Origin of the sequence: Streptomyces sp. NBC_01474, from assembly GCF_035918215.1 — a bacterium.
Classification (GTDB): Bacteria; Actinomycetota; Actinomycetes; order Streptomycetales; family Streptomycetaceae; genus Streptomyces; species Streptomyces aureus.
This window is the reverse complement of record NZ_CP109449.1, coordinates 8,661,142-8,677,852: the sequence shown is the minus strand read 5'-3', so window position 1 is coordinate 8,677,852 and position 16,711 is coordinate 8,661,142. Positions and strand designations below refer to the sequence as shown.

The following is a 16,711-nucleotide window of genomic DNA, read 5'->3' as shown; positions in this document are numbered from 1 at the left end:
ACTCCGCACGAAAAAGGCGCCGCGGAGATCCCGCAGCGCCATCGACGGGAACATCACAGCATCTCAAGGGCCTATGGATCAACAGCAGGAGAAATTCTTGGGCCAATGGCCCAGTCAAACGCGCCGCACGTAAGCCGGGAGGGGGCCAACGGACCACACCGAGGGAGAGGGCGCGCTGCCGGCCTTCGAACCGTCAGGCGGACGCGGCCGACGACCCGTCCGCCGCGCCTGAAGCCGGTGACGACCGCCGTGGGGCCCGCCCGCCGGCAACGGGATGTCCCTCACCTCACCGCTGGCCCCCGCGGTGCTGCGCCGACGACGCCGCGTACTTACTGTCGGTTGACGGAGCACCACACCGCGTGCCCGGGAGCGGGGTCGGAGGACCGACCGTGCTCGGGAGCCGAATCGCACGTCCGACCCGGAGGAGTCTGCATGCCTGAGCTGTTCATCGGTGGCAGGTGGATCTCCGCCGTCGACGGGCGGGTGCGCGAGATCCGCTGCCCGGCCGATGGCACGCCGGTCGCCAGGGTCGACGAGGCGGGTCCGCAGGACGCGGCGGCGGCGGTCGCCGCGGCCCGTGAAGCCTTCGACCGCGGACCGTGGCCCGCCACACCGGCCGCCGAGCGCGGCGCGCTGCTGCTGCGTGTGGCCGCCCTCATCGAGCGTGACAAGAACGCACTCGCCCGCGCCGAATCCCTGGACACCGGGAAACGGCTCGTGGAGAGCGAGTACGACATGGACGACATCGCGAACTGCTTCCGCTATTTCGGCAATCTGGTGGCCTCCGGCGGCACCGACCGGATCGTCGACACCGGCAACCCCGGCGTGGACAGCCGAGTGGTGCACGTGCCGGTCGGCGTGTGCGCGCTGATCACTCCCTGGAACTATCCGCTGCTGCAGACCGCCTGGAAGGTGGCCCCCGCGCTCGGCGCGGGCAACACCTTCGTCCTCAAGCCCAGTGAGCTCACCCCCCACACCGCGATCATCCTGATGCGGCTGCTGACCGAGGCCGGACTGCCCGACGGGGTCGCCAATCTCGTCCTGGGCACCGGTCCGGACGCGGGAGCGCCGCTCACCGAGGACCCTCGGGTCGACATGGTGTCGTTCACCGGTGGTCTTGTCACGGGACGGCGCATCATGGCCGCGGCCGCGGCCACCGTGAAGAAGGTGGCTCTGGAGCTCGGCGGCAAGAACCCCAACATCGTGTTCGGCGACGCCGACTACGAGACGGCTGTCGACTACGCCCTGACGGCCGTGTTCCTGCACTCCGGTCAGGTCTGTTCGGCCGGGGCGCGGCTGCTGGTCCAGGACGAACTGCACGACAGGTTCGTCGAGGACCTGGTGGCGCGGGCCCGGGCGATCCCGATGGGCGGCCCGTTCGCCGAGGATGCCCGCACGGGTCCGCTGATCTCCGCCGCCCATCGCGACAAGGTCGAGGCATATGTGGCCGCGGGTGTTGCGGAGGGTGCGGTGCTGCGCTGCGGCGGCGTCCGGCCCGAGGACCCGGCGCTGCGGGACGGTTACTACTATCCGCCGACCGTCCTCACCGAGTGCAGCCCGGGCATGTCGGTGGTGCGCGACGAATCCTTCGGTCCGGTCCTTACCGTCGAGCGGTTCCGCGACGAGGCCGAGGCGGTCGCCCTCGCGAACGACACCGTCTACGGCCTGACCGGAGCGGTCTGGACGCAGAACGCCGAGCGAGCCGAGCGGGTCGCGTCTCTGCTGAACGCCGGGACCGTATGGATCAACGACTTCCACCCGTACGTACCGCAGGCCGAGTGGGGCGGCATGAAGCAGTCCGGCGTCGGCCGGGAGCTGGGTCCGACCGGCCTCGCGGAGTACCAGGAGGCCAAGCACATCTGGCGTAACACCGCCCCACGGCCCCAGCGGTGGTTCGAGTGAGCCCTGGGCACGCCACCACCCGCGCGGGAGAGGAGAACGGCGATGCCGGACATTCCGCCTGATGGACCTGGTCACCCGGCGAGTGGTCACGACCAGGACGCCGCGCTCACGGAGCTGGGCTACAAGCCCGAACTCAAGCGCACCCTCGGCAATTTCCACACCTTCGCCGCCGGAATCAGTTACATCTCCATCCTGACAGGCACCTTCCAGCTGTTCTACTTCGGCGTCAGCTTCGGTGGGCCGGCCTACTGGTGGTCGTGGCCGATGGTCTTCATCGGGCAGCTGATGGTGGCGCTGAACTTCTGTGAACTCGCGGGGCGCTTCCCCGTCGCGGGGTCGGTCTACAACTGGGCCAAGCACACGGGCGGTCCGCACATCGGCTGGCTGGCCGGCTGGATGATGACGATCGCGACCATGGTGTCGCTGGCCGCCGTGGCCCTCGCGTACCAGCTGACGCTGCCTCAGATCTCAAGCATCTTCCAGGTGATCGGCGACGGGACGGGACAGTACGACGCGGCCACCAACGCCGTACTCCTGGGCACGATCCTCATCCTCTTCACCACCCTGATCAACGCCTTCGGCGTCAAACTGATGGCCACCATCAACTCCGCCGGTGTGTTCATCGAGTTGATCGCCGCGGTCGTGCTGGTGGGCCTGCTGGCAGCGCACATCACCCGCGGTCCGAGCGCGATCGTCGACACCGACGGCTACGGACAGGGCCAGCCGCTCGGCTACCTCGGCGCATTCCTGACCGCGTCACTCGCCTCGGCGTACGTGATGTACGGCTTCGACACCGCCTCCTCGCTCGGCGAGGAGTCCGTCGATCCGGCCCGCAACGCTCCGCGCGCCATCCTGCGCGCACTCATCGCCTCCTTCGTCCTGGGAGGCCTGATCCTGCTCTTCGCACTGCTCGCCACCCCTGATCTGCGGGCCAAAGAGCTGTCGGTGGACGGTCTGCAGTACGTGGTGAAGGCCACGCTCGGCGAGACGGTCGGCCTGGCCGTGCTGTGGTGCGTCGTCATCGCCATCACCGTGTGCGCCTTGTCCGTACAGACCGCCGGCCTGCGCATGGCGTTCGCGATGGCCCGCGACAACAACCTGCCGGCCGGCTCCAGACTGGCCAGGATCAGCCCGCGGTTCAAGACACCGGTGGTCGCCACGTGTCTGATCGGGATCGTGGCGATCGCCATCCTCGTCGTCAACATCAAGCAACCGCAGATCTTCTCGGTTGTCACCAGCATCGCCATCATCATGATCTACATCGCGTATCTGCTGGTCACGGGCCCCATGCTGGTACAGCGGCTGCGCGGCGAGTGGACGCCCGCGCCCGGCTACTTCTCACTGGGCCGCCTAGGCCTGCCGGTCAACATCCTGGCGGTGCTCTGGGGCGCCGCGATGTCGGTCAACCTGCTGTGGCCGCGCGCCGCGGTCTACAACGCCACCGGACCCCAGCACTGGTACCTGCGATGGGGCGGCGTCCTGTTCGTCAGCGTCGTCGCGGCCGCGGGCTTCGCCTACTACTGGTTCGTGCAGCGCAAGAAGACCGGCGTGATCGCCGAACACGCCGTCGGGGAACCGCCGGAGCCCGCGCCGGCCCACGGCGGAGCGTGAGTCGAGAAGGAGCAGCAGAGGTGGATGAGTTCGATTACGTGGTGGTCGGCGGCGGTACGGCCGGTGCGGTCGTGGCCGCGCGCCTGAGCGAGGACCCGGCCGTCACTGTCTGCGTGCTGGAAGCCGGCCCCTCCGACGTCGGCGACGACAGCATCCTGCGGCTCGAGCGGTGGATGGCCCTGCTGGAGTCCGGTTACGACTGGGACTACCCGGTGGAGCCGCAGGAGAACGGCAACAGCTTCCTGCGGCACGCCCGCGCCAAGGTCCTCGGCGGCTGCTCGTCGCACAACTCATGCATCGCGTTCTGGGCGCCGGCCGAGGATCTCGACGAGTGGGGGTCGCTCGGCTGTACGGGGTGGAGCGCCGCGGACTGCTACCCGCTCTACCAGCGCCTGGAGACCAACGACGCGCCCGGGGACCACCACGGCCGATCCGGCCCCGTCACCATCCGCACGATCCCGCCCGACGACCCGTGCGGCAGGGCCCTGCTGGCCGCCTGCGCCGACGCGGGCATTCCCACCACGCCGTTCAACACCGGCTCCACGGTGGTGCGCGGCGCGCACTGGTTCCAGATCAACGCCCGTGAGGACGGCACCCGTTCGTCCGCGTCCGTGTCGTATCTCCATCCGATTCTCGGCAGTCGGCCGAATCTGCAGATCCGTACCGGGCTCCAGGCCAAGCAGCTGCTCTTCGACGACAGCAATCGCTGCACCGGTGTCGAATACTTGGAGCCCGACACAGTTCACAGCGGCTCGGTCGCGGCGCGGAGTGAGGTCATCGTGAGTTGCGGGGCCATCGACTCGCCGAAGCTGCTGATGCTCTCGGGCATCGGCCCGGCCGGGGATCTGCGCGACTGCGGCGTCGACGTGCGGGTGGACTCCCCGGGGGTCGGCTCGCACCTCCAGGACCACCCGGAGGGCGTGATCATGTGGGAGGCGAAGCAGCCCATGGTCACGAGGTCCACCCAGTGGTGGGAGATCGGCATCTTCGCCGGTACCGAACCAGGCCTGGACCGGCCCGACTTGATGTTCCACTACGGCTCGGTGCCCTTCGACATGAACACGTACCGGCGCGGCTACCCGACGACGGACAACGCGTTCTGTCTCACGCCGAACGTCACCCGGGCCCGGTCCATGGGCACGGTGCGGCTGCGCACCCGCGACTTCCGTGACAAGCCCAAGGTCGACCCGCGGTACTTCACGGATGAGCACGACATCCGGGTGATGACCCACGGGCTTCGGCTCGCACGGGAGATCACGGCGCAGACGCCCATGGCCGCTTGGGCGGGTACCGAACTCGCCCCGGGCCCTGCCGCTCAGTCCGACGACGAGCTGTTCTCGTACATCAAGGAGACCCACAACACGGTGTATCACCCGGCGGGAACGGTCCGGATGGGCTCGGAGTCCGACGCGGACTCTCCGCTCGACCCGCAGCTGCGGGTCAAGGGGGTCAGCGGGCTGCGGGTGGCCGACGCGTCGGTCATGCCGTTCCTGCCTGCCGTCAATCCGTGTATCACGACGATGATGATCGGCGAGAAATGCGCCGACATGATCAAGGCAAGTTGATCCGGGGAGGGTGTTGACGGTGCGCTCCGCCCGCGCGGGCATCGCGCACGGTTTTGTGGTGATGGAATACAAGATCGCCTACGAGGGTTGCGGCAGACGTCGGACATCGATCCACCTGGCAGCGGGAGACAAGTCATGAGCTTCAGCGACAGCGGCACGCAGGCATCCGCGATCGGCAGGTACGGCCTGTGGAACACCGGACTGCGCGACCCAGACCCTGCTCGGGCAGCCGAACTCTCCGAAACCGCAATGGAGTTGGAGCAGCTCGGCTACGGCGCTCTCTGGCTCGGCGGCAGCAGCGGCATCGAACACGCCGCCCCGCTGATCGAGGCCACCTCGAAGATCACTGTCGCGACCGGCATCCTCAGCATCTGGGAGCACGAGGCGCAGGAGACCGCCGACCGCTGGGCCGCCCTGGAGGCCGCCCGCCCCGGCCGGTTCCTGCTCGGCCTCGGCGTGAGCCACGCGAAGCTCACCACGCAGTACAAACGTCCGTTCGCCGCCATGGTCGACTACCTCGACGCGCTGGACGCCGCGGGGATCCCGGCCGACCGCCGCGTGCTGGCCGCCCTCGGCCCGCGCATGCTGGAGCTCTCCCGGGACCGTGCCGCCGGCGCCCACCCGTATCTCGTCACCCCGGAGCACACCGCGCAGGCCCGTGAGGCGCTCGGCCAGGGGCCGCTGCTCGCGCCGGAGTTCACCGTGGTCCTGGAGGCCGACCCGGAACGCGCCCGGGCGACCGCCCGCGAGACGCTGGCGCTCTATCTGCAGCTGACCAATTACACCAACAGCTGGCTGCGTCTCGGCTTCACCGAGGACGACTTCGCGCACGGCGGCAGCGACCGGCTCGTCGACGCCCTCTTCGGCTGGGGTGACGAGCAGCGGGTGCGCGAGCGGATCGACGCCTTCCTGGACGCGGGCGCGGACCACGTCGCCATCCAGGTGCTGGCCCCGGGCGAGGACCGGGCCGGCCTGCCCCGCGAGCAGTGGCGGCGGCTGGCGGCGGCGCTGGAGCTCTGAGTCCAGGGGGTGAAATCCTCGCGCGAAATCCCGTGCCCCCCAGGCCCACCCCTGTCGCACGCCCCATGCGCCGCGCACCCTCACACGGTTGAGGGATGACCGGCGGTAGTGATCCGCCCGGTCACAACCGCTTCGACAAATGATGGGGTTGAGATGCGAGACGTCCAACCGGTGCTGATCAGGGGCGGGAAACCGCTGTGCCCCGCGTCGGACCGCAGGGTCCCGCTCCGGCTGGTGGAGAGCCGGAGGTTCGGGCACGGGGTCGAGCTGCTGCGTTACCGGCGCGCCTCGGAGGCGGCCACGTAGTCACCCGTACCTCGGATACGGGACCGCCCCGGTCGACTGGTGCCGACCGGGGCGGAACGTGTCACACCGGGAGTGCTGTCTGAAATGCTCAGGCGAGCGACGCGATGGCCTGGTTGAACGTGGCCGACGGGCGCATGATCGCCTCGGCCTTGGCGGCGTCGGGCTGGTAGTAGCCGCCGATGTCGGCCGGGTTGCCCTGGACGGCGATCAGCTCGTCGACGATCGTCTGCTCCTGCTCACCAAGGGTCTTGGCGAGCGGCGCGAACGCCTCGGCGAGCTGGGCGTCGTCGGTCTGCCTGGCCAGCTCCTGCGCCCAGTACAGGGCGAGGTAGAAGTGGCTGCCGCGGTTGTCGATGCCGCCCAGCTTGCGGCTCGGCGACTTGTCCTCGTTGAGGAAGGTGCCGGTCGCGCGGTCGAGGGTGTCGCCCAGGACCTTGGCGCGGGCGTTGCCCGTGGTGGTCGCGAGGTGCTCGAAGGAGACGGCGAGGGCGAGGAACTCACCGAGGCTGTCCCAGCGCAGGTAGTCCTCCTTGACGAGCTGCTGGACGTGCTTCGGGGCGGAGCCGCCGGCGCCCGTCTCGAACAGACCGCCACCGTTCATCAGCGGGACGACGGAGAGCATCTTCGCGCTCGTGCCCAGCTCGAGGATCGGGAAGAGGTCGGTCAGGTAGTCGCGCAGCACGTTGCCGGTGACGGAGATGGTGTCCTCGCCGCGGCGGATGCGCTCCAGGGAGAACGCGGTCGCCTCGACCGGCGACATGATCTCGATCTGCAGACCGTCCGTGTCGTGGTCGGCCAGGTACGTCTTGACCTTCTCGATGAGCGTCGCGTCGTGCGCGCGGCCCTCGTCGAGCCAGAACACGGCCGGGTTGCCGGTAGCGCGGGCGCGGGTGACCGCGAGCTTGACCCAGTCCTGGATGGGCAGGTCCTTGGTCTGGCAGGCGCGGAAGATGTCGCCCTCGGCGACCTCCTGCTCCAGGACCACGTTGCCCGCGGCGTCCACGAGGCGCACGGTGCCCGCGGTCTGGATCTCGAAGGTCTTGTCGTGGCTGCCGTACTCCTCGGCCTTCTGCGCCATGAGGCCGACGTTCGGCACCGAGCCCATCGTGGACGGGTCGAAGGCGCCGTTGGCGCGGCAGTCGTCGAGGACGACCTGGTAGACGCCGGAGTAGCTGCTGTCGGGCAGCACCGCGAGGGTGTCGGCCTCGTCGCCGTCCGGGCCCCACATGTGGCCGGAGGTGCGGATCATGGCCGGCATGGACGCGTCGACGATGACGTCGGACGGTACGTGCAGGTTGGTGATGCCCTTGTCGGAGTCGACCATGGCGAGGGCGGGGCCCTCGGCGATCTCGGCCTCGAAGGACGCCTTGATCTCGGCGCCCAGGTGGGGCACGGAGTCCAGGCCCTTGAGGATGGCGCCGAGGCCGTCGTTCGGGGACAGGCCGGCGGCGACGAGCGCCTCGCCGTACTTGGCGAACGTCTTCGGGAAGAAGGCGCGCACGACGTGACCGAAGATGATCGGGTCGGAGACCTTCATCATCGTGGCCTTGAGGTGCACGGAGAACAGGACGCCCTCGGCCTTGGCCTTGGCGATCTGCGCCGTGAGGAACTCGCGCAGCGCGGCGACGCGCATGACGGAGGCGTCGATGACCTCGCCCGCGAGGACCGGGACGGACTCGCGCAGGACGGTGGTGGTGCCGTCGGCGGCCGCCAGCTCGATGCGCAGGGTGCCGGGCTCGGCGATGACCGCGGACTTCTCGGTGGAACGGAAGTCGTTGACGCCCATGGTGGCGACGTTGGTCTTCGACTCCGGCGTCCACTTGCCCATGCGGTGGGGGTGCGCCTTGGCGTAGTTCTTGACCGACGCGGGGGCGCGGCGGTCGGAGTTGCCCTCGCGCAGGACCGGGTTGACGGCGCTGCCCTTGACCTTGTCGTAACGGGCGCGGACGTCCTTGTCCTCGTCCGTCTGCGGGTCGTCCGGGTAGTCCGGCAGCGCGTAGCCCTGGCCCTGCAGCTCGGCGACGGCCGCCTTCAGCTGCGGGATGGAGGCCGAGATGTTCGGCAGCTTGATGATGTTCGCGCCGGGCGTCTTGGCCAGCTCGCCGAGCTCGGCGAGCGCGTCGTCGATGCGCTGGCCCTGCTCGAGGCGCTCCGGGAAGCTGGCGATGATCCGCCCGGCCAGCGAGATGTCGCGGCTCTCCACACTGACGCCGGCGGTCGAGGCGTAGGCCTCGACCACGGGCAGGAACGAATACGTCGCGAGGGCCGGGGCCTCGTCGGTGTGCGTATAGATGATGGTCGAGTCAGTCACCGGGTGCTCCGCTCCACAGTCTGCGTCTCTCGTCTGCAACATTGCTCGACATCAAGATATCTCGTGACCGGCCCCCTCTCGACAGGACCCCGCACCGGATCCTGGGCACTCCCTCGCCGCGACCCTCCGAAACGTGCCGATTCACCCACTGGCCCGCACAATCCCGGATCCGCTGGACCATTGGTACAGTCGTCCAGCGATCACCGCCCCGTGAAGGAGGCCGCAGCCCATGGCCGTGGACGAGTTGGACACCCGCATCCTGCGGCTCCTCCTGGAGCAGCCGCGTACGAGTGTGCGTGAGTACGCCCGCATCCTCGGCGTGGCCCGCGGCACGCTCCAGGCGCGGCTCGACCGGCTGGAGCGCGAAGGCGTGATCACCGGCACCGGCCCGGCCCTCTCCCCCACGGCGCTCGGGCACCCGGTCCTCGCGTTCGTCCACATCGAGGTCACGCAGGGCCATCTCGAAGACGTCGGCGACGCGCTGGCCGGGGTTCCGGAGATCATCGAGGCCTTCTCGATCACCGGCGGCGGAGACCTCCTGACGCGCGTGGCGGCCCGCGACAACGGCCATCTGGAGGACATCATCCAGCAGCTCAACCGGCTGCCCGGCGTGGTCCGCACCCGCACCGAGGTCGCGCTGCGCGAGCGCGTGCCGCACCGGGTCCTGCCGCTCGTCGAGGCGATCGGCCGGGCCGCCGCCGAGCGCCGGTGACCGCGGACTTGGCATCCTGGAGCACATGAGCACCCTGGGCAGCACCGCGGTCGTCCTCGACCTCGACGGAACCCTCGTGGACAGCGAGCCGAACTACTTCGAGGCGTGCCGGCGCACCCTCGCCGAGCACGGCGTCCCGGACTTCACCTGGCAGGAACACGAGTCGTACGTCGGCATCAGCACCCAGGAGACCATCGGGATCCTGCGCCGGAAGCACGGCATCCAGGCCTCGGTGGAGGCAGTGCTCACGGAGATGAACACCCGCTATCTGGCGCTCGCGCGCGCCGGCACGCCGGTCTACCCGCAGATGCGGAAGTTCGTGGAGCGGCTGCACGACGCGGGGGTCCCGATGGCCGTCGCGTCCGGATCGTCGCCCGAGGCCATCGACGCGATCCTGTCGGGTACGGGCCTGGCCGCACAGCTCAGGATCTACGTCTCCGCGGACGAGGTCGCCCACGGCAAGCCCGCGCCCGACGTGTTCCTGGAAGCGGCGCGCAGGCTCGGCGCGATGCCCGCACACTGCACGGTGATGGAGGACGCGATCCCGGGAGCCGCGGCCGCGTATGCCGCGGGGATGCGCTGCATCGCGGTCCCGTACGTGGCCGCGCAGGCCGACGATCCCGCGTTCGCCACGGCGGGACTGCTGTTCCGGGGCGGGCAGCGCGAGTTCACGGCCGAGGCCGCGTACGACTGGCTGGCGAGGACGGCGGCTCCGAGCACGTGACCACGTGACACGTAGCCACGTGACCTCTCCGCACGACAATTGATCTCTCTGGACGAACAGTCCAGCTTTTTATAAAATGTCAGCATGTCCGAACCCGGTCACCCCCATCTCATGGAGCAGCTCCAGCAGGTCGCCAAGGGGCTCGCGGCCACGTTCGCACCGTTCTGCGAGGTCGTCGTGCACGATCTCGACGACCCGGACCACGCGATCGTCGCCATCGAGAACAACCTGTCGGGCCGTTCCGTGGGCGACCCCGCCACCGAACTCGGGCTCGCACGGCTGGCCGACGACGCGTACCCGCAGGTCGTGGCGAACTATCCGAACCGGTTCGCGGACGGCCGCCGGGCCAAGAGCACGTCGATCGGCATCAAGGACGAGCGGGGCCACTACGCCGGCGCGCTCTGCCTGAACATCGACATGACCGTCTTCGACGGCATCGGCACCGTGCTCGACCACTTCGGCCGCTCCGACGGCTCCGCGGCCCCCGCCGAGTCGCTCGACCCGGCGGGCGGCGACGCCATCCGCGCCCGCATCGACGCGTTCGCCGCCGACCGCGCGACCACGCCCCGCGCCCTGCGGACGACTCAACGCCGGCAACTCGTACGGGAGTTGAAGGCGCAGGGCTTCATGGAAGTACGCCGGTCGGCGGGCATCGTCGCCGACCACCTGGGTGTGTCGAGGGCGACGGTGTACGCGGATGCCAAATGAGCGGATGCCACATGCCGCACGCCCGGACGCCACATGAACAACTGCCGATTGAGAGGAAGTCCCCCATGGCCGACCTGACGCCGACCGACCTGCCGACCTACGAGGACGTCGTGCGCGCGCACGAGCGCGTCGCCCCGCACGCCCACCGCACCCCCGTGCTCACCTCGCGCCTCACCGACGCCGAACTCGGCGCCTCCCTCCACTTCAAGTGCGAGAACTTCCAGCGCATGGGCGCCTTCAAGTTCCGCGGCGCGTTCAACGCGCTGTCCAGGTTCTCCCCGGAGCAGCGCCGGGCCGGCGTCGTCGCCTACTCGTCCGGCAACCACGCGCAGGCCGTGGCCCTGTCCGCCGCCATCCTGGAAATGCCCGCGACCATCGTCATGCCGCACGACGCGCCCGCGGCCAAGCTGGCCGCCACCAAGGGGTACGGCGCGGAGCTCGTGATGTACGACCGCTACTCGGAGAACGTCGAGGAGATCGGGCACCGGGTCGCCGCCGAGCGGGGCCTGACGCTGATCCCGCCGTACGACCACCCGGATGTGATGGCGGGTCAGGGCACCGCGGCCAAGGAACTGTTCGAGGAGGTCGGCGAACTCGACGCGCTGTTCGTGCCGTTGGGCGGCGGCGGCCTGCTCTCCGGGTCGATCCTCGCCGCCCGCGCGCTGTCCCCGGGCTGCGCGGTCTACGGCGTCGAGCCCGAGGCGGGCGACGACGGCAGGCAGTCGCTGCGCGAGGGCCACATCGTCGACATCGACACCCCGCAGACGATCGCGGACGGCGCGCAGACACGGCACCTGGGCAAGCACACCTTCGCCGTCATCAAGGACGGTGTCGACGACATCCTCACCGCGACGGACGACCAACTCGTCGAGTGCATGCGGATCTTCCACACCCGGATGAAGACCGTCGTCGAGCCGACGGGCTGCCTCGGCTTCGCCGCCGCGCGCGCCCTGGCCGGGCAGCTGCGCGGCCGCCGCGTCGGTGTGATCGTCAGCGGCGGCAACGTCGACGTCGAACGCTTCACGCAGTTGCTCAGGCCCTGAGGCGCTTCTCCGCAGCGCCGCGCTCTCAGCAGCACTGCTCGGTCTCAGTAGCGCTGCGCCTTGGCGACCTTCGCGGTCAGCTTCATCTCCGGGGGCTTGCGGCTGATGGCGAGAGGCTGGGCCCGCTCACCGGGGTCGAGGTTCTCCGCGCCGACGTACCGGGTCTCGACGACCTTGCCGTCGGCGTCCTTGAAGTCGACCTGCACGGCATAGGACGCCTTCTTGTCGGTGCGGTTGGTGATGTTGACGACGACGGCGAACACGCCGCCCGTCTGGGACCGAGGCTTCCCGGTGAGGGCGACGTCGGCCATGGCGTTGCCCTGGCCCTTGACCTTCATGAGTTCACTGGCGGCCGCGGCGTTGGCCCGTTCCACCTCGGCCGACACGGACGCCTCGAACTCGGAGGCCCTGGCCGAAGCGGAGCTCGCCGCCGCCGAGGCCTCCGCCTTCGCCGAGGCGATGGCGGACTTGGCTGCCGACGCCATCGCGGAGGGCGGGGTGCCGGAGAAGGAAGCCGTATTGGGGGGTGTCGCGCGCGGGCTGACGCTCGACGAACTGTTGTTGCCGTTGTCCGTGCTGCACGACACGAGGGCCGCGGCGCTTGTCGAGGCGGCGAGCACCGCGAGGACGGCCGTCATGGACCGCCGCCGGCGCGGCGCTGGCTTCTTCCCGGGGGAACCGGCACTCATTCAGACGTCTCCTTGAATCTCTCCGAAAGCTCTGGCTCTTTCCGACACCTCTGACAGGGGTGCCGACGAGGTCAATAACGCATGATTCCGACGATTCCCGTCCCCTCCGGGAGGGTTCCGTCGGGGACGAAACGCACCTCGGCGCCCGTCTCCAGGGCCCGTTCGACGATCTCGTCGACGATGTCGTCGTGGGCGTCCAGGTCGCCGGGCTCGGCCGGGACCAGGTGGTCGCCGTCCAGCCGGACGGTGGTGCGAAAGTGCTCCTCGACGACGAGTGCGCGGACCCGCCCGGCGGCGACGTGCTCCCACACCTCGTCCACGCCCGCGGCGAACTCCTTCCATCCCCGGGCGCGCTCGATGTCCGCCATGGTGGCGGCCACGGTCTGCTGCTCCTGTGCGGCGACGGCGGGCCGCACCGCCTCGCGCACCGCTTCCGCTCCGGCGTTCGCGAGCCCGCCGTGGGCCACGGGGACGGCGTGCCCGGTGGCGGTTCCGACCTCGTTGAGCAGGGTGACGGCCGCCTGCTCACCGGCGACGTACAGCCGCGCCGTCGGAGCCAGGGCCTCGCCGAGCGCCGTGTCGACCTGCCGGAGGAACCGGCGGGTCTGCTCGTCGCGGTAGGTGCTCGACAGGTCCCCGATGCGCTCCTTGCGCTCGGCGTCGGGGTCGTCGAGGCTCCGGGTCAGCGGGAATCCCGCGGTGTGCTGCTCCACGAGGCGCCGCGCGTCGCCCCTCCACAGCGCGGCTCGGTCCGCCGAGACCGCGAGGACCCAGTAGGGCTGTTCGGCGGTGTACGCGGCGACGAGATTGCGGGTCAGATACGTGTCGGCGAGGACGACCCGTTCGGGGACGGTGCGCGGCAGCGACCACACATGGTGCTCGCCCGGCGAGGCGAAGATCGCCAGACCGTCCTCGGCGTGGTCGAGGTCGATCTCCGCGAGCGCCAGATCCAGCTGCTCGACGACGTCCTGGCGGCGCTCCGGGGTCACCGCGGGATCGGCCTCCAGCTCCTTGGCCGCGCCGGCCAGCAGATTGCGCAGCCGGATGGGGTCCTGCGCGTTGTCCGGCTTGCGCCGGTGCGTGGGCATGAGGACCGACACGGCCGGATAGTGCCGGGGCCGGCGCAGCGACGCGAGCACGGCGGGTGTCAGTTCGGGCTGCATGGGAGCGCCTTTCCGGAGGCGTGAGGCTTCACAAGGCTTCCTCGATGCACGATATGCCCGAAATTCCGGTTCGGCGCGCGGCGCCACTCCCCTTGCCACTCGCACGCCCTCAAGGGGACATTCCGGTCATTTTATGAATATGGTCGTCCTCTGTCGGTTCCAACGCCCCACGGCCAGAGGAAGACATGACGCAGGCAGAAGGCTCCCTCGCCGCCGACCAGCCCGAGCAGTCGCCCACGGCCAAGCTGACCCTGCTCACGCTGACGACGATGGTCGTCGGATCCATGGTCGGTGCCGGCGTCTTCTCCCTGCCGAGCCGCTTCGCCCAGGAGACCGGCGTCGCCGGCGCCCTGATCGCGTGGGCCATCGCCGGCACCGGCATGCTGATGCTCGCCTTCGTCTTCCAGAAGCTCGCCGTCCGCAGGCCCGACCTGGACGCCGGTGTGTACGCGTACGCCAAGGCCGGGTTCGGCGAATACCTCGGCTTCTTCTCGGCGTTCGGCTACTGGGCCAGCGCCTGCGTCGGCAATGTGACGTACTGGGTACTGATCATGTCGACCATCGGCGCGATCGCACCGGCCCTGGGCGAGGGCGACACCGCCCTCGCGATCATCCTTTCCTCCGCGGGGCTGTGGGCGTTCTTCTTCCTGATCCGGCGGGGCGTCAAGGAAGCCGCCACGATCAACCGCATCGTCACCGTCGCGAAGGTCGTGCCGATCCTCGTCTTCGTCCTGCTGGCCCTGTTCTGCCTCAAGCCGCATGTCTTCGCGGAGAACTTCGGCGGCGCCGACTACGCCGGCTCACTGTTCCACCAGGTCAGAGGGACGATGCTGGCCACGGTCTTCGTGTTCCTCGGCGTCGAGGGCGCGAGCGTCTACTCCCGCCACGCCAAACGCCGCGAGGACGTCGGACGCGCGACCGTGCTGGGCTTCCTGAGCGTCTTCGCCGTCTTCGCCTCCGTCACGATCGTGTCGTACGGCATCCTGCCGATGAGCGAGATCGCCGAGCTGCGCCAGCCGTCCATGGCGGGCGTCCTCGAGGAGGCGGTCGGCACCTGGGGCAAGGTGTTCGTCAGCGTCGGCCTGATCATCTCCGTGCTCGGCGCCTATCTCGCGTGGACGCTGATGGCGGCCGAGGTCCTCCTCGTCGCCGCCCGGGACAGTGACATGCCGCGGTTCCTGGCCCGCACGAGCCGGGCCGACGTTCCTGTGCCCGCGCTTGTGATGACCACGGCCCTCTCCCAGGTCGTCCTGGTCATCACCTCGTTCTCGGACGACGCGTTCAACTTCGCGCTCGATCTGACGAGCGCGCTCTCGCTGATCCCGTTCCTGCTGGCCGCCGCGTTCGCCGTGAAGATCGCGGTGCGGCCGGACGCGCTCACGGTCGGGGCCCACGACTCACGCGGCGAACTCGTCGTGGGGGGCCTCGCGACCGTCTACACGGCGTTCCTTCTCTACGCGGCCGGGATGAAGTTCGTCCTGGTGTCGTTCATCATCTACGCGCCCGCCACGGTCCTCTTCGTGATGGCCCGCCGCGAACAGGGCAGACGCCTGTTCTCCCCCGCCGAACTCGTCATCCTCGCGGTGTCCGTGGCCGGAGCTGTCCTCGGTGTCATCGCCCTGGCGACCGGCTGGATCAGCCTCTGACCGGCCCGCCCGTCACACCGACTCTCTGGAAGGCACATCGTGACCAGCAACGACACCACGGCCGAGCCGGCGCTCGGCGTCCACTCCGAGGTCGGCACGCTGCGCAAGGTCCTGGTCTGCGCGCCCGGCCTCGCCCACCGCAGGCTCACCCCGACCAACTCCGACGACCTCCTCTTCGACGACGTGATGTGGGTGGAGAACGCTCAGCGCGACCACGCCGACTTCGTCAACAAGCTGCGCGGACGCGGCGTCGACGTCGTCGAACTGCACGAACTCCTCACCGAGACCATGACGATCCCCGAGGCGAAGGCCTGGCTCCTGGACCGCAAGATCGTCGCGAACGAGGTCGGCCTCGGCCTCATGGACGACACCCGGGCCTTCCTCGACGAGCTCAGCCCGCACCGTCTCACCGAGTATCTGATCGGCGGCCTGGCCACCACCGACCTGCCGGACGAGTTCCGCTCCGACTACGTCGCCCTGGTCCGCGAGTCGACGGGCGTACGCGAGTACCTGATGCCGCCCCTGCCCAACACCCTCTACACCCGCGACACGACCTGCTGGCTGTACGAAGGCGTCACCCTCAACCCGCTCTACTGGCCCGCACGCCACGACGAGACCCTGCTGATGAAGGCGATCTACACGTTCCACCCCGACTTCACCGGCTCCACCGTGTGGTGGGGAGACCCCGAACGGGACTGGGGCCAGGCCACGTTCGAGGGCGGCGACATCATGCCCGTGGGCAACGGCGTCGTCCTGATGGGCATGAGCGAACGCACCTCTCGCCAGGCGATCACGCAGGTGGCGGCCGCGCTGTTCGAGAACGGCGCGGCGGACCAGGTCATCGTCGCCGGCATGCCGAAGCTGCGCTCCGCCATGCACCTGGACACCGTCTTCACCTTCGCCGACCGCGACATCGTCACGCTCTACCCGGCCATCGTGGACGCCGTCCACACCTTCACGCTGCGCCCCGGCGACGATCCGTCCGGCCTCCACATCACCGACGAAGGCGCGCGCCCGTTCGTCGACGTCGTGGCGAAGGCCCTCGGCCTCGGCGCACTGCGCGTGATCGAGACCGGCGGCGACGTCTACGCGTCCGAGCGCCAGCAGTGGGACAGCGGCAACAACGCCGTCGCGGTCGAGCCGGGCGTCGTCATCACCTACGACCGCAACACCCAGACGAACACGCTGCTGCGCAAGGCGGGCGTCGAGGTCATCACCATCGTCGGCGCTGAACTCGGCCGCGGCCGAGGCGGTGGCCACTGCATGACATGCCCGCTGATCCGGGACCCGGTCGACTTCTGACCGGCGCCG

The 16,711-nt window shown here is 69.6% G+C and carries 14 protein-coding genes; 11 read left to right on the top strand and 3 right to left on the bottom strand.

All coding sequences use genetic code 11. From position 1 onward, the window contains the following. The first annotated feature begins 432 nt into the window (after positions 1-432). The 5 genes from OG758_RS39645 to OG758_RS39625 all read left to right on the top strand — a co-directional run bounded on the left by OG758_RS39645 (position 433) and on the right by OG758_RS39625 (position 6,404). Complete coding sequence (locus tag OG758_RS39645) at positions 433-1,902, top strand: aldehyde dehydrogenase family protein (RefSeq protein ID WP_326714285.1); 1,470 nt, start codon at positions 433-435, stop codon at positions 1,900-1,902. Between the two features lie 42 nt (positions 1,903-1,944). Continuing rightward, positions 1,945-3,513: an APC family permease gene (locus tag OG758_RS39640; RefSeq protein ID WP_326714284.1), complete on the top strand. Its 1,569-nt coding sequence runs from the start codon at positions 1,945-1,947 to the stop codon at positions 3,511-3,513. 20 nt (positions 3,514-3,533) lie between these two features. Next, complete coding sequence (locus tag OG758_RS39635; protein ID WP_326714283.1) at positions 3,534-5,078, top strand: GMC family oxidoreductase; 1,545 nt, start codon at positions 3,534-3,536, stop codon at positions 5,076-5,078. Between the two features lie 135 nt (positions 5,079-5,213). Further along, positions 5,214-6,098 carry an LLM class F420-dependent oxidoreductase gene (locus OG758_RS39630; RefSeq protein WP_326714282.1) on the top strand — a complete coding sequence of 295 codons (885 nt, stop codon included), beginning with the start codon at positions 5,214-5,216 and terminating at the stop codon, positions 6,096-6,098. Positions 6,099-6,251: 153 nt separating this feature from the next. Continuing rightward, positions 6,252-6,404, top strand: coding sequence for a hypothetical protein (locus OG758_RS39625; protein ID WP_326714281.1), 153 nt, complete (start codon positions 6,252-6,254; stop codon positions 6,402-6,404). An 88-nt stretch (positions 6,405-6,492) separates the two neighbouring features. On the opposite strand, the gene OG758_RS39620 is transcribed toward OG758_RS39625, so the two are convergent. Next, positions 6,493-8,715, bottom strand: coding sequence for an NADP-dependent isocitrate dehydrogenase (locus tag OG758_RS39620; RefSeq protein ID WP_326714280.1), 2,223 nt, complete (start codon positions 8,713-8,715; stop codon positions 6,493-6,495). A 229-nt stretch (positions 8,716-8,944) separates the two neighbouring features. On the opposite strand from OG758_RS39620, the gene OG758_RS39615 reads away from it, so the two are divergent. The 4 genes from OG758_RS39615 to OG758_RS39600 all read left to right on the top strand — a co-directional run bounded on the left by OG758_RS39615 (position 8,945) and on the right by OG758_RS39600 (position 11,902). Beyond that, positions 8,945-9,427, top strand: a complete 483-nt coding sequence (locus OG758_RS39615; protein WP_326714279.1) for an Lrp/AsnC family transcriptional regulator — start codon at positions 8,945-8,947, stop codon at positions 9,425-9,427. Between the two features lie 25 nt (positions 9,428-9,452). Further along, positions 9,453-10,151 carry an HAD family hydrolase gene (locus OG758_RS39610; RefSeq protein WP_326714278.1) on the top strand — a complete coding sequence of 233 codons (699 nt, stop codon included), beginning with the start codon at positions 9,453-9,455 and terminating at the stop codon, positions 10,149-10,151. Positions 10,152-10,235: 84 nt separating this feature from the next. Next, positions 10,236-10,859, top strand: a complete 624-nt coding sequence (locus OG758_RS39605; RefSeq protein ID WP_326714277.1) for a helix-turn-helix transcriptional regulator — start codon at positions 10,236-10,238, stop codon at positions 10,857-10,859. A 65-nt stretch (positions 10,860-10,924) separates the two neighbouring features. Then, positions 10,925-11,902 (top strand): threo-3-hydroxy-L-aspartate ammonia-lyase, encoded by a 978-nt coding sequence (locus tag OG758_RS39600; protein WP_326714276.1) that lies wholly within the window; start codon positions 10,925-10,927, stop codon positions 11,900-11,902. 44 nt (positions 11,903-11,946) lie between these two features. Here OG758_RS39600 and OG758_RS39595 read toward each other — a convergent pair whose 3' ends face one another. After that, positions 11,947-12,591 carry an FxLYD domain-containing protein gene (locus OG758_RS39595; protein ID WP_326714275.1) on the bottom strand — a complete coding sequence of 215 codons (645 nt, stop codon included), beginning with the start codon at positions 12,589-12,591 and terminating at the stop codon, positions 11,947-11,949. A gap of 71 nt (positions 12,592-12,662) precedes the next feature. Next, complete coding sequence (locus tag OG758_RS39590; protein ID WP_326714274.1) at positions 12,663-13,754, bottom strand: baeRF3 domain-containing protein; 1,092 nt, start codon at positions 13,752-13,754, stop codon at positions 12,663-12,665. Positions 13,755-13,939: 185 nt separating this feature from the next. Here OG758_RS39590 and OG758_RS39585 point away from each other — a divergent pair, with 185 nt between their 5' ends. Beyond that, the gene (locus tag OG758_RS39585; RefSeq protein ID WP_326714273.1) at positions 13,940-15,400 is read left to right on the top strand and encodes a basic amino acid/polyamine antiporter; all 1,461 of its coding nucleotides are present in this window, start codon (positions 13,940-13,942) and stop codon (positions 15,398-15,400) included. 39 nt (positions 15,401-15,439) lie between these two features. Further along, entirely contained in the window at positions 15,440-16,702 is a 1,263-nt protein-coding gene (locus OG758_RS39580; protein ID WP_326714272.1) for an arginine deiminase, read from the top strand. The last annotated feature ends 9 nt before the right edge of the window (positions 16,703-16,711 follow it).